This is a genomic window from Streptomyces sp. NPDC018019 (assembly GCF_044327805.1).
In the GTDB taxonomy this organism is placed as follows: domain Bacteria; phylum Actinomycetota; class Actinomycetes; order Streptomycetales; family Streptomycetaceae; genus Streptomyces.
In genome coordinates, this window is record NZ_JBIRGD010000014.1 from 18,449 (window position 1) to 39,750 (window position 21,302).

The 21,302-nt window shown below is 70.0% G+C and carries 20 protein-coding genes; 12 read left to right on the forward strand and 8 right to left on the reverse strand.

The features are described from left to right. Window position 1: 1 nt before the first annotated feature. From ACH4FX_RS22850 to ACH4FX_RS22875, 6 genes are all read right to left on the reverse strand, one after another. A complete protein-coding gene (locus tag ACH4FX_RS22850; protein ID WP_398481694.1) occupies window positions 2-1,426 on the reverse strand; it encodes an ATP-binding protein in 1,425 nt (474 codons plus the stop codon). 267 nt (window positions 1,427-1,693) lie between these two features. Beyond that, a complete protein-coding gene (locus ACH4FX_RS22855) occupies window positions 1,694-2,161 on the reverse strand; it encodes a hypothetical protein (protein WP_398481696.1) in 468 nt (155 codons plus the stop codon). A gap of 85 nt (window positions 2,162-2,246) precedes the next feature. After that, window positions 2,247-2,807 (reverse strand): STAS domain-containing protein, encoded by a 561-nt coding sequence (locus tag ACH4FX_RS22860; RefSeq protein WP_398481698.1) that lies wholly within the window; start codon window positions 2,805-2,807, stop codon window positions 2,247-2,249. Continuing rightward, a complete protein-coding gene (locus ACH4FX_RS22865) occupies window positions 2,804-3,523 on the reverse strand; it encodes a hypothetical protein (RefSeq protein ID WP_398481700.1) in 720 nt (239 codons plus the stop codon). The genes ACH4FX_RS22860 and ACH4FX_RS22865 overlap by 4 nt, the downstream gene beginning before the upstream one ends. Then, on the reverse strand, window positions 3,520-3,987 hold the full coding sequence (locus ACH4FX_RS22870; RefSeq protein ID WP_398481701.1) for an ATP-binding protein: 468 nt from the start codon (window positions 3,985-3,987) through the stop codon (window positions 3,520-3,522). Before ACH4FX_RS22870 ends, ACH4FX_RS22865 begins: the two co-directional genes overlap by 4 nt. A gap of 53 nt (window positions 3,988-4,040) precedes the next feature. Beyond that, entirely contained in the window at window positions 4,041-4,631 is a 591-nt protein-coding gene (locus ACH4FX_RS22875; protein WP_398481703.1) for a hypothetical protein, read from the reverse strand. A gap of 247 nt (window positions 4,632-4,878) precedes the next feature. Here ACH4FX_RS22875 and ACH4FX_RS22880 point away from each other — a divergent pair, with 247 nt between their 5' ends. From ACH4FX_RS22880 to ACH4FX_RS22900, 5 genes are all read left to right on the forward strand, one after another. Further along, the gene (locus ACH4FX_RS22880; protein ID WP_398481705.1) at window positions 4,879-6,210 is read left to right on the forward strand and encodes a hypothetical protein; all 1,332 of its coding nucleotides are present in this window, start codon (window positions 4,879-4,881) and stop codon (window positions 6,208-6,210) included. A 26-nt stretch (window positions 6,211-6,236) separates the two neighbouring features. Beyond that, window positions 6,237-6,785: a GNAT family N-acetyltransferase gene (locus tag ACH4FX_RS22885; protein ID WP_398481707.1), complete on the forward strand. Its 549-nt coding sequence runs from the start codon at window positions 6,237-6,239 to the stop codon at window positions 6,783-6,785. 11 nt (window positions 6,786-6,796) lie between these two features. Further along, the gene (locus tag ACH4FX_RS22890; protein WP_398481708.1) at window positions 6,797-7,282 is read left to right on the forward strand and encodes a gamma-glutamylcyclotransferase family protein; all 486 of its coding nucleotides are present in this window, start codon (window positions 6,797-6,799) and stop codon (window positions 7,280-7,282) included. Window positions 7,283-7,648: 366 nt separating this feature from the next. Beyond that, complete coding sequence (locus tag ACH4FX_RS22895) at window positions 7,649-7,780, forward strand: hypothetical protein (protein WP_398481710.1); 132 nt, start codon at window positions 7,649-7,651, stop codon at window positions 7,778-7,780. Between the two features lie 13 nt (window positions 7,781-7,793). After that, a complete protein-coding gene (locus ACH4FX_RS22900) occupies window positions 7,794-8,663 on the forward strand; it encodes a protein-L-isoaspartate O-methyltransferase (protein ID WP_398481712.1) in 870 nt (289 codons plus the stop codon). Window positions 8,664-8,734: 71 nt separating this feature from the next. Here the strand turns inward: ACH4FX_RS22900 and ACH4FX_RS22905 are convergent, their stop codons facing one another. Beyond that, the gene (locus tag ACH4FX_RS22905; protein WP_398481714.1) at window positions 8,735-10,126 is read right to left on the reverse strand and encodes a sporulation protein; all 1,392 of its coding nucleotides are present in this window, start codon (window positions 10,124-10,126) and stop codon (window positions 8,735-8,737) included. Between the two features lie 349 nt (window positions 10,127-10,475). Here ACH4FX_RS22905 and ACH4FX_RS22910 point away from each other — a divergent pair, with 349 nt between their 5' ends. The 6 genes from ACH4FX_RS22910 (at window position 10,476) to ACH4FX_RS22935 (ending at window position 16,399) form a co-directional block, all read left to right on the forward strand. After that, window positions 10,476-10,955, forward strand: coding sequence for an RpiB/LacA/LacB family sugar-phosphate isomerase (locus tag ACH4FX_RS22910; protein WP_398481716.1), 480 nt, complete (start codon window positions 10,476-10,478; stop codon window positions 10,953-10,955). After that, window positions 10,945-12,171 (forward strand): DegT/DnrJ/EryC1/StrS family aminotransferase, encoded by a 1,227-nt coding sequence (locus tag ACH4FX_RS22915; RefSeq protein WP_398481717.1) that lies wholly within the window; start codon window positions 10,945-10,947, stop codon window positions 12,169-12,171. Before ACH4FX_RS22910 ends, ACH4FX_RS22915 begins: the two co-directional genes overlap by 11 nt. Further along, window positions 12,168-14,123, forward strand: a complete 1,956-nt coding sequence (locus ACH4FX_RS22920; RefSeq protein ID WP_398481719.1) for a B12-binding domain-containing radical SAM protein — start codon at window positions 12,168-12,170, stop codon at window positions 14,121-14,123. The genes ACH4FX_RS22915 and ACH4FX_RS22920 overlap by 4 nt, the downstream gene beginning before the upstream one ends. Next, window positions 14,120-14,914, forward strand: a complete 795-nt coding sequence (locus ACH4FX_RS22925; protein WP_398481721.1) for a phosphorylase — start codon at window positions 14,120-14,122, stop codon at window positions 14,912-14,914. The genes ACH4FX_RS22920 and ACH4FX_RS22925 overlap by 4 nt, the downstream gene beginning before the upstream one ends. Before the next feature lie 71 nt (window positions 14,915-14,985). Beyond that, on the forward strand, window positions 14,986-15,864 hold the full coding sequence (locus ACH4FX_RS22930; RefSeq protein ID WP_398481723.1) for a glycosyltransferase family 2 protein: 879 nt from the start codon (window positions 14,986-14,988) through the stop codon (window positions 15,862-15,864). Window positions 15,865-15,955: 91 nt separating this feature from the next. Then, a complete protein-coding gene (locus ACH4FX_RS22935) occupies window positions 15,956-16,399 on the forward strand; it encodes an NUDIX domain-containing protein (RefSeq protein ID WP_398481725.1) in 444 nt (147 codons plus the stop codon). 214 nt (window positions 16,400-16,613) lie between these two features. Here ACH4FX_RS22935 and ACH4FX_RS22940 read toward each other — a convergent pair whose 3' ends face one another. Next, entirely contained in the window at window positions 16,614-17,066 is a 453-nt protein-coding gene (locus tag ACH4FX_RS22940; RefSeq protein ID WP_398481727.1) for an NUDIX domain-containing protein, read from the reverse strand. 350 nt (window positions 17,067-17,416) lie between these two features. Between ACH4FX_RS22940 and ACH4FX_RS22945 the strand changes: the two genes are divergently transcribed. Beyond that, entirely contained in the window at window positions 17,417-20,548 is a 3,132-nt protein-coding gene (locus tag ACH4FX_RS22945) for a spherulation-specific family 4 protein (protein WP_398481729.1), read from the forward strand. The last annotated feature ends 754 nt before the right edge of the window (window positions 20,549-21,302 follow it).

A 21,302-nucleotide genomic window follows, 5' to 3' on the forward strand; every position in this document is an offset into this window, starting at 1 on the left:
TTCAGCGCTCCGAAGCGTCGGTCGAAGGGGAGGACGGGGAAGGCGGCGTGGGACGGGTGGCGCGGTGGAAGGCCCCCATGCGCCGGGCGAGAGCCAGGTCCGGCGGCGCGGGCACAGCATCCGGGGGAGACGGTGCGGCAGGCTGTGACGGCAGCGTTGCCCGGGGGATGCGGGTCGGCAGCGGATGCTGTGACGACGCAGGTGAGGGGTGAGCAGCAGGCCGCGGATCGGCTGGGGGAAGCGCACCGGTCGGCGTTCGCGGCGCCGGGACCGGCGTCGCGGGCGGTGGCGCGGCAGGCTGCCGGGGTGCGGGCGGCGGCGTGTCCGCGACGGGGTCGGCGAGCAGCTGCCAGGGAAGGAACACGCCGGCGCGGACACCACCGCTCTCCGACAGCCCCAACGAGATCGTGAGCCGGTAGCGCTCGGCGGAGATGCGCGCCACAACCAGCCCCAGCCGGTTGCCGGACAGGTCCGCGAAGTCCAGCGGGCACGTCCAGTCGACCGTGCGCCGGGCCCGCTCCAGCATCTCCGGATCCATCCCCAGCCCGCTGTCCACCACGAGAAGCACCAGACCCATCTGGACCCGCTCGACGCTGACCACGACCGGGGAGGGCGGCGGACTGAATTGAATCGCGTTGTGGATGAGTTGCGACATCACGAGGATGACTGTGTTGACCGCCTGACTGCTGACCTTGCCCACGTTGTCCGGCACCCGCAGATCCACCCGTTTGAAGTCGGGGGTCTGCCCCACGGCGGCGCGCAGGACCTGCATCAAGTGGATCGGCTGCTGGTACGTCCGTCCGATCAGGCGAGCTCCGGTGAGCACGAGCACGCTCTGGGACAACCGCCCCATGGCCGAAGCCCGCATGTCCAGCGCGTCGAAATCAGCCCGGACATCCTGCCGCGACACCGACGGGCCGTCCGATATCCAGTACGACTTCTTGCGCTTGTCGATGTCCGCGAGCTGGTCGGTGACCGCGGCGTGCAGACGCTGCGCGTACGTGCGCATCACCGAGTTGAACGCCTTGCGCCGGCGTCGCTCCTCGTAGAGGGCATGGACCACGGCCCCGGTCAGCTCCCGTAGCGCCGGATCGCTCGGCAGCCCGTGCAGGTCGTCGAGCTGCGCCGGGACGGTGGTGGCCGACGCGTCCTTGGCGAACTGCTGTTGGACCAGCGGCAGCACCTCCGCCGTCAAGCGCTGCGTCTGGGCCCGCAGCTGGTCGCGCTCGGCACTGGCACGGACTGACTGCTCGGCAGCCATTCGGCGGCAGCGGTGAGCCTGGCGGAGCCGGGCCGCCCCTGTCGCGGCCACCATCACGAGGACCACGCTCAAGCACCACATTCCGCTGTCCGCATTGCCCGTCTTCAAGATCAGCAGTGCAGTTCCCCCCACCGCCAGCAAAGCCAGCGCCACGGCGACCCCCACCGGGAACAGCGGACTCGATGGCCACCGGTGACGCGGGGCCGGCCCATGGGACTGGGGGGAAGGGGCGTGGATCGTCATCGGTTCCTCAAGGCGAAAGTCGGGCGGGCGGGTGCAGTGAAGGCCATCGGGGCGAACCAGCCCCGGACCGGCAGCAACAGAGGCGGCCGCGGGGCCCGGGGCCTCCCCGGCGGCTGGCCGGTGGGCCGCGTGCGCCGCAGTCGGCCGGTGCCGCGCTCACGGAGCCGCATCCTCGGCACACGGTGAACGTCAGCAGGCACAGGAGCCCCCCGCCGCCGGGGTCTCCAGCGGCCGGAGCGAGCCCCACGGCGCCCGGGCCCGCCCGGCAGGACGCTGGCGCCGGGAGAGGTAGGCGTGGTGCAAGGCTCCGCTGTCGGTGGTGGGATCGCCGTCCCGGTCGGGGGACAGCCACAGCCGGTGGCAGCCGGATCCGACGGCAGCGTTCGCGCAGCGCATCAGTCGGCTGCATACCGACTGCGGCGCGTGCCACCGGTCCGCGGTCTGCGCAGGGACGGGCACCAGGACCTGCTGGTGGGTGACGCAGCACAGCACGGGCCCCACACGGTGATGGCCGGCGAGCAGGTCCTCAAGCGCCTGCAGCCCTATACGTAAGCCGAGCTGGACCGTGGCGGGGGGTATCTCCGGCTTGCGGTGCGCTGTCGCGGCCCGCTCGTCGAAGCGGACGAACCAGGGCCAAGTGGTGGTGGCGGCTGACATGAAGGTCTCTCCGGTACAGAGGCCGCGGTCCGGCCAGCCGGGCCGCGGACAAGATGAGTGGTGCCAGAAACAGAAGGGGTGCGGGTCAGGTGCCGGGCGGCCCGCCGCTGCGCGCACGGTGCTCGGCGGGAGCTGTCCGACCGCCCCGCGCCCGGGCGGCCTCATCCATCCCCGCGCCGCTTCCCGCCAGCTCTGCCAGAGCGTCCTCCAGCCGGTCGAACAGCGGGAAGATGCTGGTCATACCCGTCTGGCGCACCAGCTTGCGGATGTGGCTGCCGGGACCGGCGTCCACGAGACGCACGCGGCGGCCCGTAAGGCGCAGGCGCTTGTGGACGAAGACGAGGACGCCGAGGGCGGTCTCATCCACGTAGCCGATGTCCACCAGGACGATGACCATGTCGCCGCAGCCGCCGGCCACCAGGTCCCGCAGCCGGTCCCGGAAGACGGGAGCGGTGTACAGATCCAGCCCTCCGCGTATCCCGGTGAAGGTGACCACTGTGCACTCCGGGCGGCAGGTGTACGACATCCGGATACAGTCGACGGCGATGGCCGGGTTGCCGTCGGCGTCAAGGAACTCCTTCGGCGAGGTCTGCTCCACGGCAAGGTTCTCCTCGGTCCGTCGCTGGCGGGCGGTAGAAACGCTCATCGGGGCAGGCGCGCGGCCATGGCCGCGGCGAGCCGCAGAGCCTGAGCAGGCTCCAGATCGCCGAGGTCCAGCCCGGCCGCCTGACCGCAATGCCCGCAGCTGGCGTCCACCGTCGCGGCGAGCCGCAGTAAGCGCTGGGGCAGGTCCCCGAGCTGGTCTTCGTTCTCCGACACGGCGTCGGTGGCGGCTTCCAGGAGCGCCAGCAGCCGGCCCGCTAGGTCTGCCCGGATGCGGCCCAGTACCACCCGGCTGGCCGGGACCTCCCAGGAACCGTCGACCGTGACACGGGGCTGCTCCAGTCCGGCGGCACGCAGCACGGTGCGCAGACGGTGCGCTGCGGCGTAGACCGGCGGCAGCTGCTCCACGACGACGTCGGCCAGGCGGACGGCGTCCTGCACGCTGCTCGGGCGCACCACCGTGCGCCATGCACCGTCCGGCCCGTCGAGAGCGATGATGTGCGCGACGACGCCGCGCCGCATCAGCGCCTGGCGCAGAATCTCGGCGGCCTGCTCCTTTCGGAGAGGCGCCAGATTCACGCTGGCGAAGGGCAGCGCCGAATACCTCAAGCGCGCCGTGACCTCCAAGGCCGGTGCCCCCGGAACGGGGGGCTCCACCGTGGCGCCGGCGGCTTCCAGCGCCGCGACGACGGCCTGACGCGGGTCCTGCTGGTGTGCCGGGCTCGCCACACCGGGCGGCGCGGGGATGTCCATGGTCATGTGGCCGGCTTCCTGGATCGAAGGGGGAAGTGGGATGCGGATCTCGAACAGCCATCGGCTCCCGCCAGTTCGCACCAGATCGCGGCGCCGTTATCGCTGGTGCCCCACGAGCCGCCTCGCTCGTGGGCGATCGATTGCACGAGGAACAGGCCGCGGCCGTGCTCGTCGACTTCACCGGACACAGCGGGAACCGGCTTGTGTCCCGGGATTCCGTGCCGTACGGCGATCCGCAAGTACCCAGCGCGAAGGGCGAGGGACACCGTGATCTCGCAGCCTCCGCTGTGCTGGATGGCGTTGGTGGTCAGTTCGGAGACGACCAGCTCGGCCTCGTCTGCCAGGTGAGGCAAACCGTGACCGACCAGGCATACGCGGGCCCGGTGCCTCATGACGCTGACCTGTGCGCTGTCCTCGGCGGAAGGCTCCTCGTGAGGAGGCCGTTTCTCGATAGGGAATCGGACCTTCATCAGTTCGGCGTCACGACGAGGGGCGTGGCGCCGCCGTGCGGCAGTCGTTGTCATCACGTCCTCTGGGGGGATCGGAGGACCGCCCGGACTGCGGAAACCGCCCTGCCTAGAGGGCTCCGCTGCTCGTCGGGGTAGAGGATGGACCGTGCTTCGGCGAGGCAGCGGACGAGGGGAACGGGGCTCGTGAGCAGTGGCGCGCCACCGATAGCGGATTCGGTGCTGGGCGCTTGCAGCCATTCCACCGACACGCCCTGAGGGGGCGGTGAGGTTCCGGGAATGCGAATGGCATGTCCCCAGCCGAGGCAGACGGGAATCCGGCGGTTCGTCCAAGATGAGCCGCTGACCAGTCCGCTCCAGCGGGCCGCGGTGCCAGGCGGTACGAGGACGGCCGCCGTGGTCAGATTCGTGAACCGGAGCGCAGGCCCGAGGGTCTGCTCGTATCGGCGAAGAATCTTGTACGACAGTTCCACCAGTGACCGGTCTGCCAGCACAACATCGAAGGTGATGCCGGTCGAAAGGCGCCGCGGGTAACGGGAGTTGAGCCGCCATGCGGTCAGGGCCTCAACGGGAGCGGGCGTTGCCGTGGCGAACCACGCGGACAGGCGCTCGTGCTCGCGCTCGCCAGTCGCGGTGCGGGTCTCCATGGGCCCTCCCGAAAGTCTGCGGCCAGGTGGTCGGTACGCGCTGGGCGTCCGGTGACCCCTAGTGCAGCGGAGCGCTTCGCTGGTGCACAGGTCTTTCCGCCCGAACCTTGGCTGTCCTCGACCCGCCCTTTCCCCGCCCTTTCGACCGCTCCCCCGCTCCGACCAGCACTTTCGCTGAGGACGCCTCACGTAGGCCGCCCCTGGGCCGCTACGGTGAGCGGAACCGACACTGTCAAGGGGGTATCCGGTGAGCTCCAACCGCAGCCTCATGGCGGAGTTACGCCAAGCCCGCAATCGGACCCAAGAGCAGGCCGTGGCTGACCTCAACAAACTGGCGGGTCGACTCGTCACCGAAGGACGGGTCGGGAAGCGCCCCAGCTTCACCGTCCGGCAGCTGTCGAAATGGGAAAGTGAGACGAAGCCGCGTCCCTACCCGCACCCAGATACCAGGGTGGTCCTGGAGGCATACTTCCGGCGGCCGGTCGCGGAACTGGGTCTGCGCCCGAACGGTACGGAGCCCTACGGCGCGCCTGTCGTGACCCCGCTTCCCCTGGCCGAGCAGTCTGTATCCGCGGTGCCCTTCACCAGTACGCAGAGCGCAGACACCGGCGACCAGGACCCGCCTCCGTGGCTGGCCGAGACAACGACCGGTGCGGCTAGCTCGGCCGACTGGAGCATCGCCGAGGACGAGGTCGAGATTCTGCGCGGAGCCGCGGACGACATGGACGCGCAGGACCAGCAATTCGGTGGTACCAGGCTCTGGAGGCCCACCCGTGCCCACCTGCTGTGGGTGCACCACATGATCGACCGCGGCATCTACGATGAGCAGCTCGGGCAACGGCTGCACGCCCTCGCAGGGAAGTTCACGACGAGTCTTGGCTGGTTCAGTTACGACGCTGGCCTCCACACCCAGGCGCGCCAGTATTTCTCCGAAGCCCTGAACGCCGCGATGCTCACCGGCGACGACGTGCTCGCGAGTCGAACGTTGAGCAACATGGCGCGCCAGGCCGTCGATCTGAACAAGGGCCGGGAAGCGATCCGCTTCGCCCGGCTCGCCCAGACGCACGCGAACTTGTGGGGCGCGCCGACCCGCGTCACCGCGCTCTTGGCCATCCGGGAGGCTCAGGGACACGCACGGGTCGGCGACGTCTTCTCCTGCGAGGGCGCGATCCGCCGGGCTTGGACGGAGTGGGAGCGCGGCCCCGACGACCGGGACCCGGACTGGACAACCTTCCTCAATTGGTCGGAACTGTCCTGTTTGGAGGGCATGTGCCGCCTCGACCTCGGGCAAACAGGTCGGGCTCAGAAACTCTTGGCTGAGTCCGAACGGCTTCAAGATGTGGCGCACTCACGCAACCGCGGCATGTGCCTGGGGCGGCTCTCCGTCGCGGCGATCGGCACGGGTGACATCGACCACAGCGTCGATGCCACGAAGAAGGCCATCGAGCTGGTCAGGACGGGTATGTCTTCCGCTCGGGCGGTCCAGCAGTTGAAGATCGTCCACAGAGGGCTAACCCCTCACCACCGCGCCCGCGGCGTGCGGGACCTGCTCGACGAGATTCGCGCCGTGGTCGCGTGAATTCAGGCAAAGGAGAGATCACGACAGTGGACGTGGACTACCAGCGTTATGACGGCACATCGGTCAAGGCGATCACCGACGAGCTGATCGAGGTGTACGCCCGGGTGTACGACACGCCCCCGTACATCGGCGACCCCTTCTTCTCCGCCGCCTCGTTCCGCGAGCGGCTGGAGGCGGCCTTCGACAGCGAAGGCTTCGAGACCGTCACCGCGCGGCAGGACGGACGGATCGTCGGATATGTGCACGGCGCCACCCTGCCCGCCGACAAGCCGTGGTGGACATCGCTCGGCGCCCGCAGGCCGGCGCAGCTCCGGGCCCTGGCAGACGCCGGACAGGTCTTCTGGCTGCGGGAGCTGATGGTTCTCCCCGAGGTGCAGAACCGGGGCCTGGGACGCAAGCTCCACGACACCGTGATCGCAGGCCGCGCCGAGAGCACGACCACCTTGACCTGCATCATCGACAACCAGCCCGCCCACGACGCCTACCTTCGGTGGGGGTACACGGTCATGGGGCAGATCAAGCACGCCCCCGAATCACCGCTTTACGACGCCATGTACCTGCCCAGCGCTGGATGATGGGAACGACTATGAACCCAGCAACCGCCCAGGCTGCCCCGGTCCCGGCGACTACCAGTCGCCGGGACCGGCTCTCGCAGGACACCACCGCCTTGTTCGCCTACGGCACGCTCCAGTTCGACGCGGTCCTCGAAGCCCTGATCGGCCGAATACCGCACCGCACAGCAGCCAGCGCGCCCGGGTGGCGCGCCGCCTCCCTGAAGGGCCGCGTCTACCCCGGCCTCGTACCAGCTGCCGGCTCCGCGGCTTCCGGTCTGTTGCTGACCGACCTCAGCCGCAGAGAGCGGGCGATCCTCGACGCGTTCGAAGACGACCGCTACGACCTCCGCAAGCTCATGCTGACGTGTGGCAGCCATGGCTTCGCCTACGTCTGGCCGGACGGCGAAGTCCGCGAAGAGAACTGGAGCGCGCAGCAGTTCCGCACCTGCCACCTCCAGGAGTACGCCGCCCGGTGCGCGCGACTGGCTCCGGGACTGGCCGCTGAAGCGGACCGGTAAGTGAGGCGGTGACTGCGCGCGGGCCTGCCCTGGATGCTGAGGCTGTCCCACAACCCACGCACCGGGAGCGCACGGATACGCGGGGGCGGGTGTCGACGAGAATGACGGGTCAGTGGAGTGGGAGCTGGCGATGACGGCATTGGTATCGACGCCTGACCGAGTCCAGCTCCACAGCTGACCGGCGTGGACTCGCATACACTACGGCCCGGCCCGCCCGGCGAGACGCACCGCACAGGGCGGGCCCTTTCCTGTCTACTACGCCGCTGCCCTGACCGGTTCGCTGAGACGTCCAGGGCGGGGTACGGAGCGCCCCCGTGTCGCAGGCGGCCTTGGCAACAGCCCCTCAAGAGCAGGAAAATTCGGCACATGCCCAGGACCAACGGCGGCGCTTCGGACCCGCCACAGCGGGAAGAGGGGGACATCCCCCAGACCGGCCAGGAAGACACCGGCAACGGCCACCAGGACAAAGACCCCGGACCGCTGCCCGAAGGCGATTGATGGCGGGCGGCTCGTGAACGCCCTGGAGTTGTGCCAGCAGTGCGCTGAGGAGATCGCTACGGCATACGGGTACTTCGACGGCGCGGCGTGGCTCCGTGAGGCGTTCGAAAGCGTGCCGCGCGAATCCTTCGTACCAGACCTGGTGTGGTGGCCGCACAGGGACAAAGACGGCCGCTATCCGGTCCTGAACCGCATCCGGCGCCCCGAGCAGTGGCTGAAGGCGGTCTACCGGCCGAACGCCGCACTGATCACCCAGATCGCCGACGGGGCCGTGAAAGCCGAAGACGGCCCCACCGACAAGAGCGACTTCACCTCGTCCATCTCCTGCCCGGCCGTGGTGGTCAACATGCTGCGCCACCTCGGCCCGCAGCCCGGAGAACGCATCCTGGAAATCGGCACCGGCACCGGATACAGCGCAGCCCTGCTGGCGCGGCGGATCGCCCACGTCGTGACCGTGGAAATCGAGGACGAGTTCGCCAAGCGGGCAGAGGGCAAACTCCGCGACGCCGGATGCGACAACGTCGAGGTGCACGCCAGCGACGGGGAACACGGCTGGGAACCGGGAGCGCCGTACGACCGGATCATTTCCACCGCCGGAGTGCGGGAAGTCCCCTCGGCCTGGCTCCACCAGGTCAAGCCCGGCGGCATCATCCTCACACCGATCGACACCCCCATGCACTGCGACGCGCTGCTGCGCCTGGATGACTGTGACGGCCACGGCTATGGGCGCGGGCGCCTGATTACCGACGTCTACTTCATGAAGCTGCGATCCCAGCGGAAACGCAGGCCCTGGCACGAGTACGGATGGCCTCGCTTCCCTGACTGGGAAGTCACTGTCCGCCCAGAAGGCGGCCAACGGCTTCGCACTACGTCAGATCCCTGAACCTTTCTGCTCCTTGCTCCAGCTATTCCAGGTCGTGCAGTTGGTGAAGGGGCGCGTGTCCGTTGCCGAGGTCAGGCCGTGTTGCTGCGGGCGGTGCTTGAGCGGTGGAGGAAGTCGCGGACGGCTGGCTCACGGTGCCAGGGTGCGAGGGCGGTGGTGAGCTGGCGGACGTAGTCCTCGGCGCGGCTGGACTGGACACGGACGAGGACGTCCAGGGACTGGTGGCCCAGTTCGAGGCCGCGGTCGAGGTCGCGGGCCTGCAGATGCGCGGTGGCGACGATCGCCAGGCGCATTCCGACGGAGCGGGTGAAGACTCCCGGTGGCATCGCGGCGGCCTGGCGGTTCCAGGCGAGTGCGGCTTTCGGGTTCTGCAGATCTCTGAAGATTTCGGCGGCGTCGGCGGACAGCCGGGCGTGGTGGTAGAAGTCGATGTACGACGGGTCGTCCCCCCGCCGGACATCGGCCTGTCGCAGGAGGTTTTCCGACGCGGCCAGGGCCCGGCACGCTGCGCGTGGGGCGTTGTCCCGGGCGTGGGCGCGCGCCTCGATGAGCTTGGTGAACGCCAGGATGCGCGGCGTGGCGAGGCTTTTGGCGCGTTCGTAGGCGCCCTGCGTCATGTCGATGGCCTCGGAGGGGAAGCCGCGCAGGAGTGCCTGCATGGCCATAGTGGTCAGGATGTAGCAGCCGAGGGGAACGTTGCCGCCGGCGCGGGCCAGGCGCAGGGCCTGGATGAAGTGCCGCTGGGCGGCTGAGTGCTGGCCGATGTCGAACGCGGTCCAGCCGGCGAGGCGGGAGAGCTCTGCGGTCACGGAGAACAGCTCCCGGCCGACGGCGTCGGTGAAGGAGCCGCGCAGCAGCGGGGCGGAGCGCTGGGTCAGGCAGGCGGTGACGGAGTTGGCCTTCCAGTTTCCGCCGCCGTACTTGGAGTCCCAGCGGCGGGCTTCGTCGGCGGCGTCGCGCAGCTCGTCCAGGTCGGCTCTGCCGACCTGACGTCCGCCGCTGTGGTCGGCGGCTTCGTCGGCGGGCGTGACCAGCCAGCGGGTCACGGGGGTGGTGAAGGCGGACATGGCGAAGCCGGATCCGGTCAGAAAGTCGCGGCGGTTCACGCTGCTCCAGAACGAGGTGGCGATGCGGACCGCATCGGCGCGGCCCCGGGCGAAATCCAACCCTGCGTCAGCATCCGGTGTCTCGGACCCGCCCATGCCGATCTCGCCAAGGGTCACCGGACGGCCGAGCCGTTCGGCGATGGCCTGTGCGAGCAGCTGGGGTACGGGCCACTTCGGCGTCATGCCGCGCCGGCACCAGTTGGCAATGCTGGTGTGCGAATAGGTGGTCTCCAGCCCGGCCTGGTGTGCCAGCTGGTTCACCCGCAGGGCCAAAGCCTTTCTGCTTGCACCGCAAACTGTGATGAGCCGCGTCAAATCCGTGTTCGGTGGGTGGGTCCGGCGGGCGGTCGAGGCCACGGTGTCCCCCTTGTGGACCATTGCTGGAGCTGTCCCACAGCAGAATCCGGTGTGCCGCCGAGCAGATGCCGGCCGTCCTGAAATGAGGCTTGTTCAGATGCTGCGGACCCGCACGCCGCGCGCAGGTTCACCACCGAGGGTATTGCCCCCCGGACATGCCGTGAACGGTGTCTGCGAGCTGTGAGCCCCCCTGCGAGCCCTGCCTGGCCCGGCGGGCGGGCGCTGAGATGAGGGGACAGGCCACCGGCGGGAGTGATGTGGCCTTTCGCCGGTGACCGTCGCCGGGCGCCAGCTCAGGGCGCTCGGCGTGCCGCCCGCTGTGCCGGTCTGGCCTGAGGGAAGGGGAACGGTGGAACAGTTGCGCATCGTGGTCGGCTCCGACACGGCCGGCTACCAGCACAAGGAGGCCCTGGCCGCAGATCTGCGGGCCAGCGCGGCCGTCTCCTCGGTGACGGACGTCGGTGTGGACGCCCATGGCGGTGCTCTCTACCCGCAGGTGGCACTCATGGCCGCGCAGCTGGTCGGTGCGGGAGAAGCCGACCGGGCACTGCTGGTGTGCCACACCGGCCTGGGGGTCGCCATCGCGGCCAACAAGGTGCGGGGCATACGAGCGGTGACCGCCCACGACCCGCTGTCTGTCCGCCACGCCGTACTGCACAACCATGCCCAGGTGCTGGCCTTGGGCCAGGGGGTGATCGGTATTGGACTGGCCCGCGAGCTGGTCCGGCAGTGGCTGACGTACCGCTTCGAGGCGACCTCGTCGGCCGCAGCGAAGATCGCGGTCATCACCGACTTCGAGAACCGCCACAGGGGCTGCCATGCCCACTGACCGCGCGACCGTGCCCCGCTTCGCGGACCGCCTGCGCTGGCCGGTCGAACCGGCCCAGGGCGGCTGGTACTCGGCCGCCGAGCACGCTGCGGTCGGCGCGCTGCTGGCCGAGTCCAACGACTGGCGGGTCGGCTGGAAGCCGGCCGCGGGCGTGGCCGCCTTCGAGGAGGCATTCGCCGCCTATACCGGCAGCCGGTTCGCCGTCGCCTTCAACTCCGGCGGCACCGCACTGGAGATGCTGCTGCACTACCTGCAGCTGGAACCCGGCGATGAAGTCATCTCCTGCGCCGTCAATTTCGTCGGCCCGCTCATCGCCGTCATCGGCCAGGGCGCCCGCCTGGTCGTCGCCGAACCCGAGCCGCACACGCTCAACCTCGATCCGGCCGACACCGAGCGGGTGCTCAGCGCCCGGACACGGGCGATTGTGGTGACGCACTGGAACGGCGCCGTCTGCGACCTGAGCCCGTTCGCGGACCTGGCCGAGCAGCACCCCCACCCGGTGCACGGCCCGCCCCGCATCATCGTGGATGCCGCACGGGCCTGCGGCGGCCGGGCCCCCTCCGGTGCCCGCGTGGGCGCCGAGGGCTGGGCAACGATGTTCTCCTTCGAGTCGAAAAAGCTCATGACCACCTTCGGCCAGGGCGGCATGGTCACCACCGACGATCCAAACCTGGCCGAGCGGCTGCACCGGCTGCGGACCTACGGCGGCACCCAGGAGTGGGGCACCAACCAGCTGATGACCAAGGCCCAGGCCGCCGTCGGACTGGTGCAGCTCTCCCGCCTGAACGAGATGAACGACGCCCGCATCGCCCGCGCGCACCAGCGCACCACGCTCCTGAAGGGCGTCGAAGAGCTGACACTGCCGCCGACGCTGGATGACCACCAGCACCTGTACTACCGGCACAACCTGCTCGTGCCCCAGTCCTGGGCCGGACCGGGCCGCGATGAGCTGATGGAACTCCTGGCCCGCGACTACGGGGTCGGCAGCATCATCAGCGACCGCCCGGCCTACCTCTTTCACCGCCTGGTGCGCGATCACCTCGGCGACCAGCGCTGCCCGCGCGCTGAACGGCTGACCGCGCGGCTGCTGTGTCCCTGCCTGCACCCCCGAATCCCCGCGGCCGACGAGCAGCAGATCACCGACGCCATCCGGCACGCGACCGCGCGCATCGCCCGTACCCGCCCCGGAACCCGATCCTTGCGGAGGAAGCCATGAGCACCCCTCGCCTTCCCGCCCTGCGGCCCCCCGGCGCATCCCCCGCGATCCCGGGCGCACCCGCCTGCCGCACACCGGCCAACCTGCCCGACGGGCCAAAGCACCCTGACGTGCCACCCGCCCTCACCCGCAGCGGCGCCTCGGCCCTCGATGAGGAAATCGCCGGCCTGCGCGAGATTCGGCTGAGCGCCCCGTACACGCCCAAGGACCCCCGTGGCCTGCTGCGCATGGTCTTCCTGCTTCCGTTCGGCCATGCTTTCTCGCTGATGTGCAACGGGCCGATGGCCCTGTACGACCTGATCAACCGCAGCCCGCACATCCCGGCCGTCGCCGAGCGCGCCCTGCAGTACGCCTGCCTCACCCGCGACGGCAATCGCCTCCGTACTCCGGGCGGGGCGCCCTACCGCACGATCGAATCGCCCCGGCCGGTGCGCGAGGCGGACATCGTCGGCCTCTCCATGATCAACGCGGGGGACCTGCACAGCGTGCTGCGGCTGCTGGACCTCGCCCAGATCCCCCGGCGCAGCCGCGACCGCATCCTGGGCATCCACCCGCTCGTCATCGGCGGCAACCAGGGCCTGGCCGACCCGGAGCCCCTGGCGGACTACCTCGACGTCGTGGCCATCGGCGAAGCCGAGCACTCCCTGGCCGAACTGATCGGCATCACCCACCAGGCCATGACGGTGCGCCACCCGGACGGCGCACCGCCTTCGCGGGCGGACCTGCTGTCAGACCTCGCCCGCATCCCCGGGCTGTACGTACCGGCGCTCTACGATCCGCACTTCGCCCCCGGCGGCGGCGTCCAGACGCTGCGCCCCCACAACGCCCAGGTGCCGGCGACCGTGCACGCCCAGTACCTTGGCGCCGGCGACCTGGACGACGCGCACTTCGTCTACCCGATCACGGACGGCACCGCCGCCGGCATGCACCCGGTCATCGGCTGCCGCCACACCTGCTCCTTCTGCAACCTTGGCGTCCCGCCCTTCCGGCAGGCCCCCCTGCCCCTGCTGCTCGCCTACATCGACCGCCTCGAAGAGCTCCAGGTGCCCACCGTCATCCTCAGCGCACCGACCTTCACCCAGTACCGGCACCGCCAGCAGCTTCTGGAACGCCTGCGCGCCTACGCCCAGCGCGCCGCCGCCGCGGGCCGCACAGTGACCACGATCATCGGTTCGGTCCGCGCCGACGAGATCAGCGCCGACTATCTCGACGCCGTCACCGAACTCGGAGAATTCGGCCACCTGTTCACCGAGCTACACCTGTCCCAAGCCCGCGGCGTGATCACCATCGCCCCGGAGTGGGCCGCCCCCGACCTCGTCGCCCTGTACGGCAAAACCCAGACCACCGAGCGCATCCACCGGGCCCTGGAACTGTGCCGGGCGAACGGCAACATCAACACCGTCATGCTCTACTTCATCATCGGTGCCCCCGGCGAACGCCGGGCAGACCGCCTCGCCATCGCCGACTACGCCCTGGACGTGCGCCAGCGGCTCGGCGCCGCGGACACCAACGTGATCATCAAACTCCACCAGTTCATGCCCAAGCCCGGCACCCCGACCCAGCGCCTGGCGATGACGGACCCGGACACGGTCCACGCCTACGGCAACCAGATCCGCGACCGCGTCCGCGCCCTGGTCGGCGAGGCGGACTTCGCAGCGCACCACCGGGTGGAGCAGTTCGCCACCAGCCGCATGCACCTGGAAGCCGTCTGCTCGCGCGGCGACCGCCGCATCGGCCACGTACTGGAAGACCTCTACGACGCCGACGCCGACCTGACCCAGGTGACCAAGGACCAGCTCGTCGAGGCGCTGGCCAGGCACAGCCTGGACTACGACCGGCACCTGCGGCACATGGACGACCCCGTCCTGCCCTGGCATGTGCTCAACCACGTCAACCGCACCGCCGAGCAACAGCTCGCCACCGCCCTGGCCACCCGGGAGAGCGCCCGGTGACCGACGACGGGCTCTGGCTGCGCCCCGGCAAGCACACCCTGCCAGCGGTAACCGACCCCGCCGAGCACGCCGCCTACATCCGGGCCCGCCACCCGCACGCCACGCTCACCGGCCTCGCCGGCGTCCTCCTCCTCTACCAGCGCACCGTCCTGCAAGACGCCCAGGCCCGCTTCACCGCCCGCCCGCAGCCCGGCTGGGTCCGCGGCGAGCTGAGCGTGGTCGAACACCAGGGCACGGCGGTCGGCCTGTGCGGCGGCTTCGGCCCGGGCGCCCCCGCCGCCGGCCTGGTCCTGGAGCAACTGCTCGCCCTCGGCGCCCGCACGGTCATCACCGTCGGAACCGCCGCCTCCCTACAGCCGTGCCTGGACGCCGGGGACATCGTGGTGTGCTCCCGGGCCCTGCGCGACGAAGGACTCTCCCGCCACTACCTCGCCCCCGCCCGCTACGCCCGGCCCGCGCCCGCGCTCAGCAGCCGCCTGCACCACAACCTCCGCGCCCACGGCCTGCCGGCACACACCGGCGCGGCCTGGAGCACCGATGCGCCCTACCGGGAGACCGCGCAGGAGGTCGCCCAGGGCTACACCGAGGGCATCCTCGTCGCGGACATGGAAGCCGCCGCCGTCTTCGCCGTCGCCGAGCACCGCGGCGCCGCCGCAGCAGCCGTCTTCGTCGTCGCCGACTCCCTGGTCAACCGCACGCCGCGCACCGACCCTCCGCACGTGCATACGGCGCTGGGCGGCGTGGTGCAGGCCGCACTCGCCACGCTGACCGCCGCCCCCGCAACCACCTGAGGAGTGCGCGACGTGCATTACCGTGAGGTGGCCAGCAGGTGACCTCGCCGCTACCGAAGGACCTCTTCCTCGTGAGCACCACACCCCGCCGCCCGGCCGTCGGCGCCGTCGTTTTGACCATGAACGACCGCCCGGCCGAAGAACCGCGGGCGCTGGCCTCGCTCCTGGCCCAGGACGGCATCGACCTCGACGTGGTGGTGGTCGGCAACGGCGTCACCCCGGCCCATACCCCCGAGGACGTCCGCACCGTGCACCTGCCCGAGAACGTGGGCATCCCCGAAGGCCGCAACGTCGGGGCCGCGCACGTCAAGGGCGACCTGCTCTTCTTCTTCGACAACGACGCCGTCCTGCCCACCCGCGACGTGCTGGCCCGGCTCGCCACCGAGCTGGAAGACGACCCCTCGCTGGCCTACGTGCAGCCGCGCATCGCCGACCCCGACACCGGCATCACCCTGCGCCGCTGGGTACCGCGCCTGCGCGCCGCCGATGCGACACGCCCGGGCACCGTGACCGTCATGGCCGAAGGCGTCGTCATGGTGCGCCGCTCCGCGTTCGACCTGGCCGGGCAGTGGCCCGGCGCCTTCTACCTGTTCCATGAAGGGGTGGACCTCGCCTGGCGGCTGTGGCAGCACGGCTACACGGGCCTCTACCGGCCCGAAATCGTCGTCCACCACCCAGCGACCCACCCGGCCCGCCACGCCCAGTTCTACCGGCTCACCGCCCGCAACCGCATCTGGCTCGCCCGCCGCACCCTCCCCGCCCTGCTGATCCCCGCCAACCTCGCCACCTGGGCCGCCCTGACGGTATGGCGCGTGCGTGGCCGGGACGCCTGGCAGGCCACGCTCGCCGGCCTCAAGGAGGGCCTGCGCACCCACCCCGGCACCCGCTCGCCCATAAGCTGGCGCACCGTCGCCCGGCTGACCCGCGCCGGCCGCCCGCCGATCTTCTGACCAGCACCAAGTAGCTCCCGGGGCCGAACACCGACCACGTCAGGCAGACTTCAGTACGGTCCAGTACACGGACACACTGAAGGGCCTTCGCGTGTCGGAACTCAAACGCTCCTCCGTCGTCTTCGCCGGACTGATCATCGAAGACGAGGAAGGCCGCGTGCTGTTCATGCGGCGTGCGAACACCGGATTCGCCGACGGACTGTGGTCACTGCCCGGCGGCCGAGTCGAGCACGGCGAACTGGTCAACCAGGCCGGAGTACGCGAGGCATGGGAAGAAGTCGGCCTCCACGTACAGCTTGAGGACCTGCACACAGCCCACGTACTGAACACGATCAGCAACGACGGAGCGCCCGTCATCGGCTGGTACCTCCACACCACACAGTGGAAGGGCACCCCGGAGAACCGGGAGCCGCACCTGTGCTCCGAGCTGGCGTGGTTCCCACCGGATGCGATGGACCCCCAGACAGAGCATACGGACCTCACCGCGGTGCGAGCCTGGAAACAGGGCACTGCAACGGGCTGGCACGCACACTGACCCACAAGAGACGTACCAGCACCCGCATCCATACCATGACACTCCTTGATCACCTGCTGCCAGAATCGCGAACCGAGGCGGTGAACAGCGGGGTGATGACAGCGGCGTAGCCACCAGGAACGGTTTCGACACTGAAGCCTTCACCGATCGCCGATCGGAGCGGGTGCGGATGTGCTGGCACGGCCGAGGATCTGAGTCTCGCCGTCCGTGTGCCTCACTGCTCGGGCCAGCCGTGGAAGGTGGGCGATTCGGCCTCCTTCAGGTAGCCGTACAGGCCGGCGGCGGGGTATTCGATGAAGTCCTCGGGCAGGTCGTGTACGTCGAACCAGCGCAGGTCGAGGCACTTGTCGGGCTCGCGGTTGACGGGTTCGCCCTCCCACCGGGTGGCCAGGAAGAAGAACCCGAGGCGTTCCTCGCCGGGGGCCTGGTGGTGATGGACGACGTGGACTTGGCGCAGGTAGTCCGGGTCGACGGTGATGCCGGTTTCTTCCAGCGTCTCGCGGGCCGCTCCGACAGTGAGGGGCTCGCCGGCATCGAGCTTGCCCGAGGGCAGGTGCCAGCGGCCGTGACCGTAGCTGTCTGCGGGGCCGCCGCGCCGGGGCAGGAGGACTTTGTCGCCGTCGCGCAGGATCACATGGGTGTCGACGATGGGGGTTGCTGTGGGCATGGGGTCACCGTGTGCTCGTCGGGGCCGTTGGGGTCTTTGACGGTAGTGTCCCGCGGCCCCGCGGCGGCAACGATTCGGGCAGCCGCCTCCGTGGCGCCGTCGCAGGTAACGGCGGTTCCGGCGAGAGCTGTCCGCCTTGGCCCGCGGAGGTGGTCCGGCGTGTCCGCGGGGTCACCGGCTGGAGGCGGGATGTGGACACGGTCCAGAACCGGGAACAGCCGGCCGAAGGCCCGGCCCGGAAGGGGCTTTGTCCTGGTCGCCCACCGCGGCGGCGAGGACGCCGCAGGGCTGACTGTTTGGGCAGGCCAGCCCCCGTCCGGTATAAATGTATGGGGCATTAACCTCGTTTGGTGAACATCAAGAAACACCTCACCGGCGCACTGGCCCGGCTGCGTCTGGTGACCAGACCAAGGGCGTCGCTGGTCGCGATATCCATCCTGGGCACGGCACTTGCCGTGGTACCGGGGGCTTCCCCGGCCGCCGCAGCGCCCTTGCGGCAAACGTCGATCATCACGAACAACATCCAGGGCGAGAGCGATCACACGGCCGCCAAGTGGAACTCGCAGGTCGAGAGCTTTGCCCGGTCAGCCGAGATCGTCCTGATCCAAGAGGCCGGGCCCCAGGGCCCAAGTGGCGCCAGCCGCCAGGCGGACATCACCACTGCGGACGGCGACACCGTCCGGTACTCGAGGTGGCGAGCGCGCGCCGGACGGCTGCAGCCCGACCCGCACCATGTCTTCTTCATCCAGACCGACGACAACGGCGGCCGGGGCCAGGGCGGTCGGGTGAACATCGCGACCATCACCCGCCAGCAGCCCGACGAGGTGCGCGTCGTCACCAACCCCGTCCAGGCGGGACGGGCCGCACTGGGCGTCCGTTTCGGAAACGACTGGTACTTCAACGTGCACGGTCTCTCAGGCCGCCGCACCGGTGACCCCAACGCCACGGGTGGCGGCGCCGACTCCGCCACCCTGCTGACCGCGATCCGCGACTCCGTGCGCTCCTGGGGTGCGCACTACCAGTGGACGGCCGGTGGGGACTTCAACATCGAACCCGAGCAGCTGCAGCGCCGCGCCACCTTCCCCAGTGGCAGCGCACGCGTCTACAACCCCGGGCGGCCCACCCACCAGAGCGGCCGAGAACTGGACTACTTCGTCAGTTCGGACGCCGATACCGGCGGCTCCACCGCGACCGTCCCGCGAGGGGCCGGCGCCGACCACTACCCCGTGCAGTGGGGCGGCCTGCGGGCCGCCGCGGAGCCGCCGGAGATGAAGGTGATGCCCTTGGGCGATTCGACCTTCGGGACCTCCGAGTGGGCCGGCTACGGCACGGTCCTGGCCGGCAGCCTCTCCACCATCTGGATGTACCTCGCCCAGATCTCCAAGAGGCAGAACGTGCCGGTGGACTTCGTCGGCTCCGACTCCCCCGGCCACAAGGGCGACCCCGCCTACGAGGGCGCTCCGGGCGAGGAGATCGACGCGATCGCGAAGCGGTCCGCGCAGGCGCTGCCGAAGTACCGGCCCAACATCGTGACGCTGCAGGCCGGCACCTACGACATGAAGAACGGCAAGCAGGACGGTGCCGCGCAGCGGCTGAAGTCCCTGGTCGACCAGATCCAGCAGGAAAGCCCGAGCACGGTGGTGGCCGTCGCCACCCTCGGGCCCTCCACCGACTCCACCGTCCAGTCCCGCATCACCGCCTACAACGCCGAGATCCGCACGATGGTCGACGCCTGGCAGAGCGCGGGGCGGCACGTCGTGCTGGCCGACACCAGCGCCCTGACGACCTCAGATCTGTCCGGTGACGGGCTGACGCCGAACGACTCCGGCACCAAGAAGATCGCCGAGGCGTTCGACGGCGCCATCCGGTACGCCTTGCTCATGGGCTGGGTCGCGGATCCGGGATCCGGCGACGGCGGCGACACCGGCGACGGCGGCCAGGACGACGGCTTCGGCCAGCAGGTGGCGGTGGCCGCCTACACCAGCCCCGTCGGCGACCCCAAGGCGTGGGACCGGATGATCGGCGCCTCTTCCGACAAGATGAGCGTCCTGGTCGCCAACGTCCTCAACGGCCCCGGCTCCCAGCCCGTCGAGGAGTGGCGCAAGGTCATCGACCGGGCCCACGCCTCGGGCAAGCGGGTCCTGGGCTACGTGGACACCGGCTACTTCGGCCAGGCGGACAACCGCCGCACCCGGCTCGGCTCGCTCGACGCCGCCGACTGGGTCGCCCAGATCGAGCAGGACGTCAACACCTGGTACCAGCTCTACGGTTCCAGCATCGACGGCATCTTCTTCGACGACGGATTCAACGCCTGCGGCGACAACAACAAGTTCCCCGCCCTGTACAGCGAGGTCAACGACTACGTCAAGCGCCTGCACCGCGGCGCGCTGACCGTCTTGAACCCCGGCACCATCGTGCCCCAGTGCTACGAGGGCAGCGCCGACATCCTGCTGACCTACGAAGGCAGCTATGCCGGGTATTTCGGCAAGGCGGCCAACCCCGAGCTGAACTACAAGCCGCTGGGCTGGACGCCCAAGAGCTCCTCGGAGATCTGGCACATCATCTACGACGTCCCCGCCGACGGCATCGACCGCACGGCCAAGGCCGCCCGGGACCGCGGCGCCGGCTACGTGCAGATCACCGACGACGTCATGCCCAACCCCTACGACCAGCAGCCGGGCGCCGACTACCTGGCCGCCGAACAGGCCGCCGTGCCCGGGGGCACCCCCAAGGCGGCACCGCCCACCCCCTACAACCGCAACTCGGGCACCGCCACCCCCGCGCCCCCCGACGGGCTGAAGGCCACGGCCACCGACTACAGCTCCAGCAGCATCCAGTGGCAGCCGGTCGCCGACGCCGCCCGGTACGTGGTCCGCGTCAACGGCGAAATCGTCGCGGTCCTGCCCGGCTCAATGCACCAGGCGACCCTGGGCGGGCTGGAGCCCGGCGGCACCTCCTACACCCTGTCCGTCAACGCGCAGAGCGCCGCCGGCCGCGAATCCGCCGCCAGCAACAGCGTCACGGTCAAGACCGAGTCCCTGCCCGGCGGCCGGACCGTCGGCAACGTCAAGGTCGCCGCCGGCGCGGATTCCACCACCGTCTCCGCGGACTTCTACGTCCCCTACTCCTTCCGCCGCGTCTACTTCTGGAAGGACTCCTCGACAGAGCACGACGACAGTCCGTGCTGGCCCATCAACACCAATCAGTGGGGCTACGTCTGCGCCCAGTACATGATGGAGAACAACACCCTGATGTCCTACACCGGCACCAAGGGCGAATGGTCCTGGTCGCCGATGGGGAGCGCAACGCCCAGCGTCGACGGCTACACCTATAGCTGGAAACTCCCGATCGGCACCTCGAAGACCCTGGCAGACCACGTGGTGATCCAGGCCGAGGGCTACGGACCGCGCGCCGACGTCTTCACCCCCTGCCCCGCCATCGCAGGAGGCCCCGACGGTAAGGGACGCTACTGCGCCAAATGATCCGCCCGGCCTGACCTGAATCCACCGGGAAAGAGGCGGTTGCGCCCTTGCTTCAAGCGCGCGACCGCCTCGCTCCGGCCATGGCCGCCGAAGTCCGCCCGCCCGGAGGCAGACCCCCGACACGCCGCTGCCCTCGCCTGCCGTCCTCCGCGAGCCGCCTCGGGCGCCCCTGGCCGGCACCCCAAGGGCCGTCACCCCAGTTCCTAGGGCCGTCACCCCAGTTGCGCCAGCACGACCAAGCGCATCGAGGTCGTCACCTGCACCAGAGCCGAGGAGTCTGCCGTCCTCTGCACATCCGCACTCGCCATCCGGCCAGGACCGTGCGCTCGGGCCCGGATCGTGCCGCCGCAGGCAGCAAGGATCTGGCCGACGCGCGAAGCAGCGTACGGTCCCCGATCGCTCACCCCGCGGCTGCTTCCTCCAACTCTTTCCGCACCGCCAGCGTGGTCACCGGCAACCGCTGTCCTGCTGCTCACCCCTGCTGTGCAAGGACAGCCAAATGGTCACGCTACCGAGAACTAAGGCCATAGCGATGAAGATCCAAAGCATCATGGACGTCACGCTACCGGGGGGGAGCACAACCGGTGTGGCCAATCGTTCACCTGCCCCGTGGCCGCCACGCGCAGCGTCGGGTTCACGGTCCTCGCCAGGGTGCCCCTCCCGGGCTGGGGCGGTGGGCGGGAGGGGCGTTGGGCCGTGTGCGGTCTTCGGTCCCCGGAGCTTTGGTGTTCCGCGGCGGCCGTGGGTGTTTCCG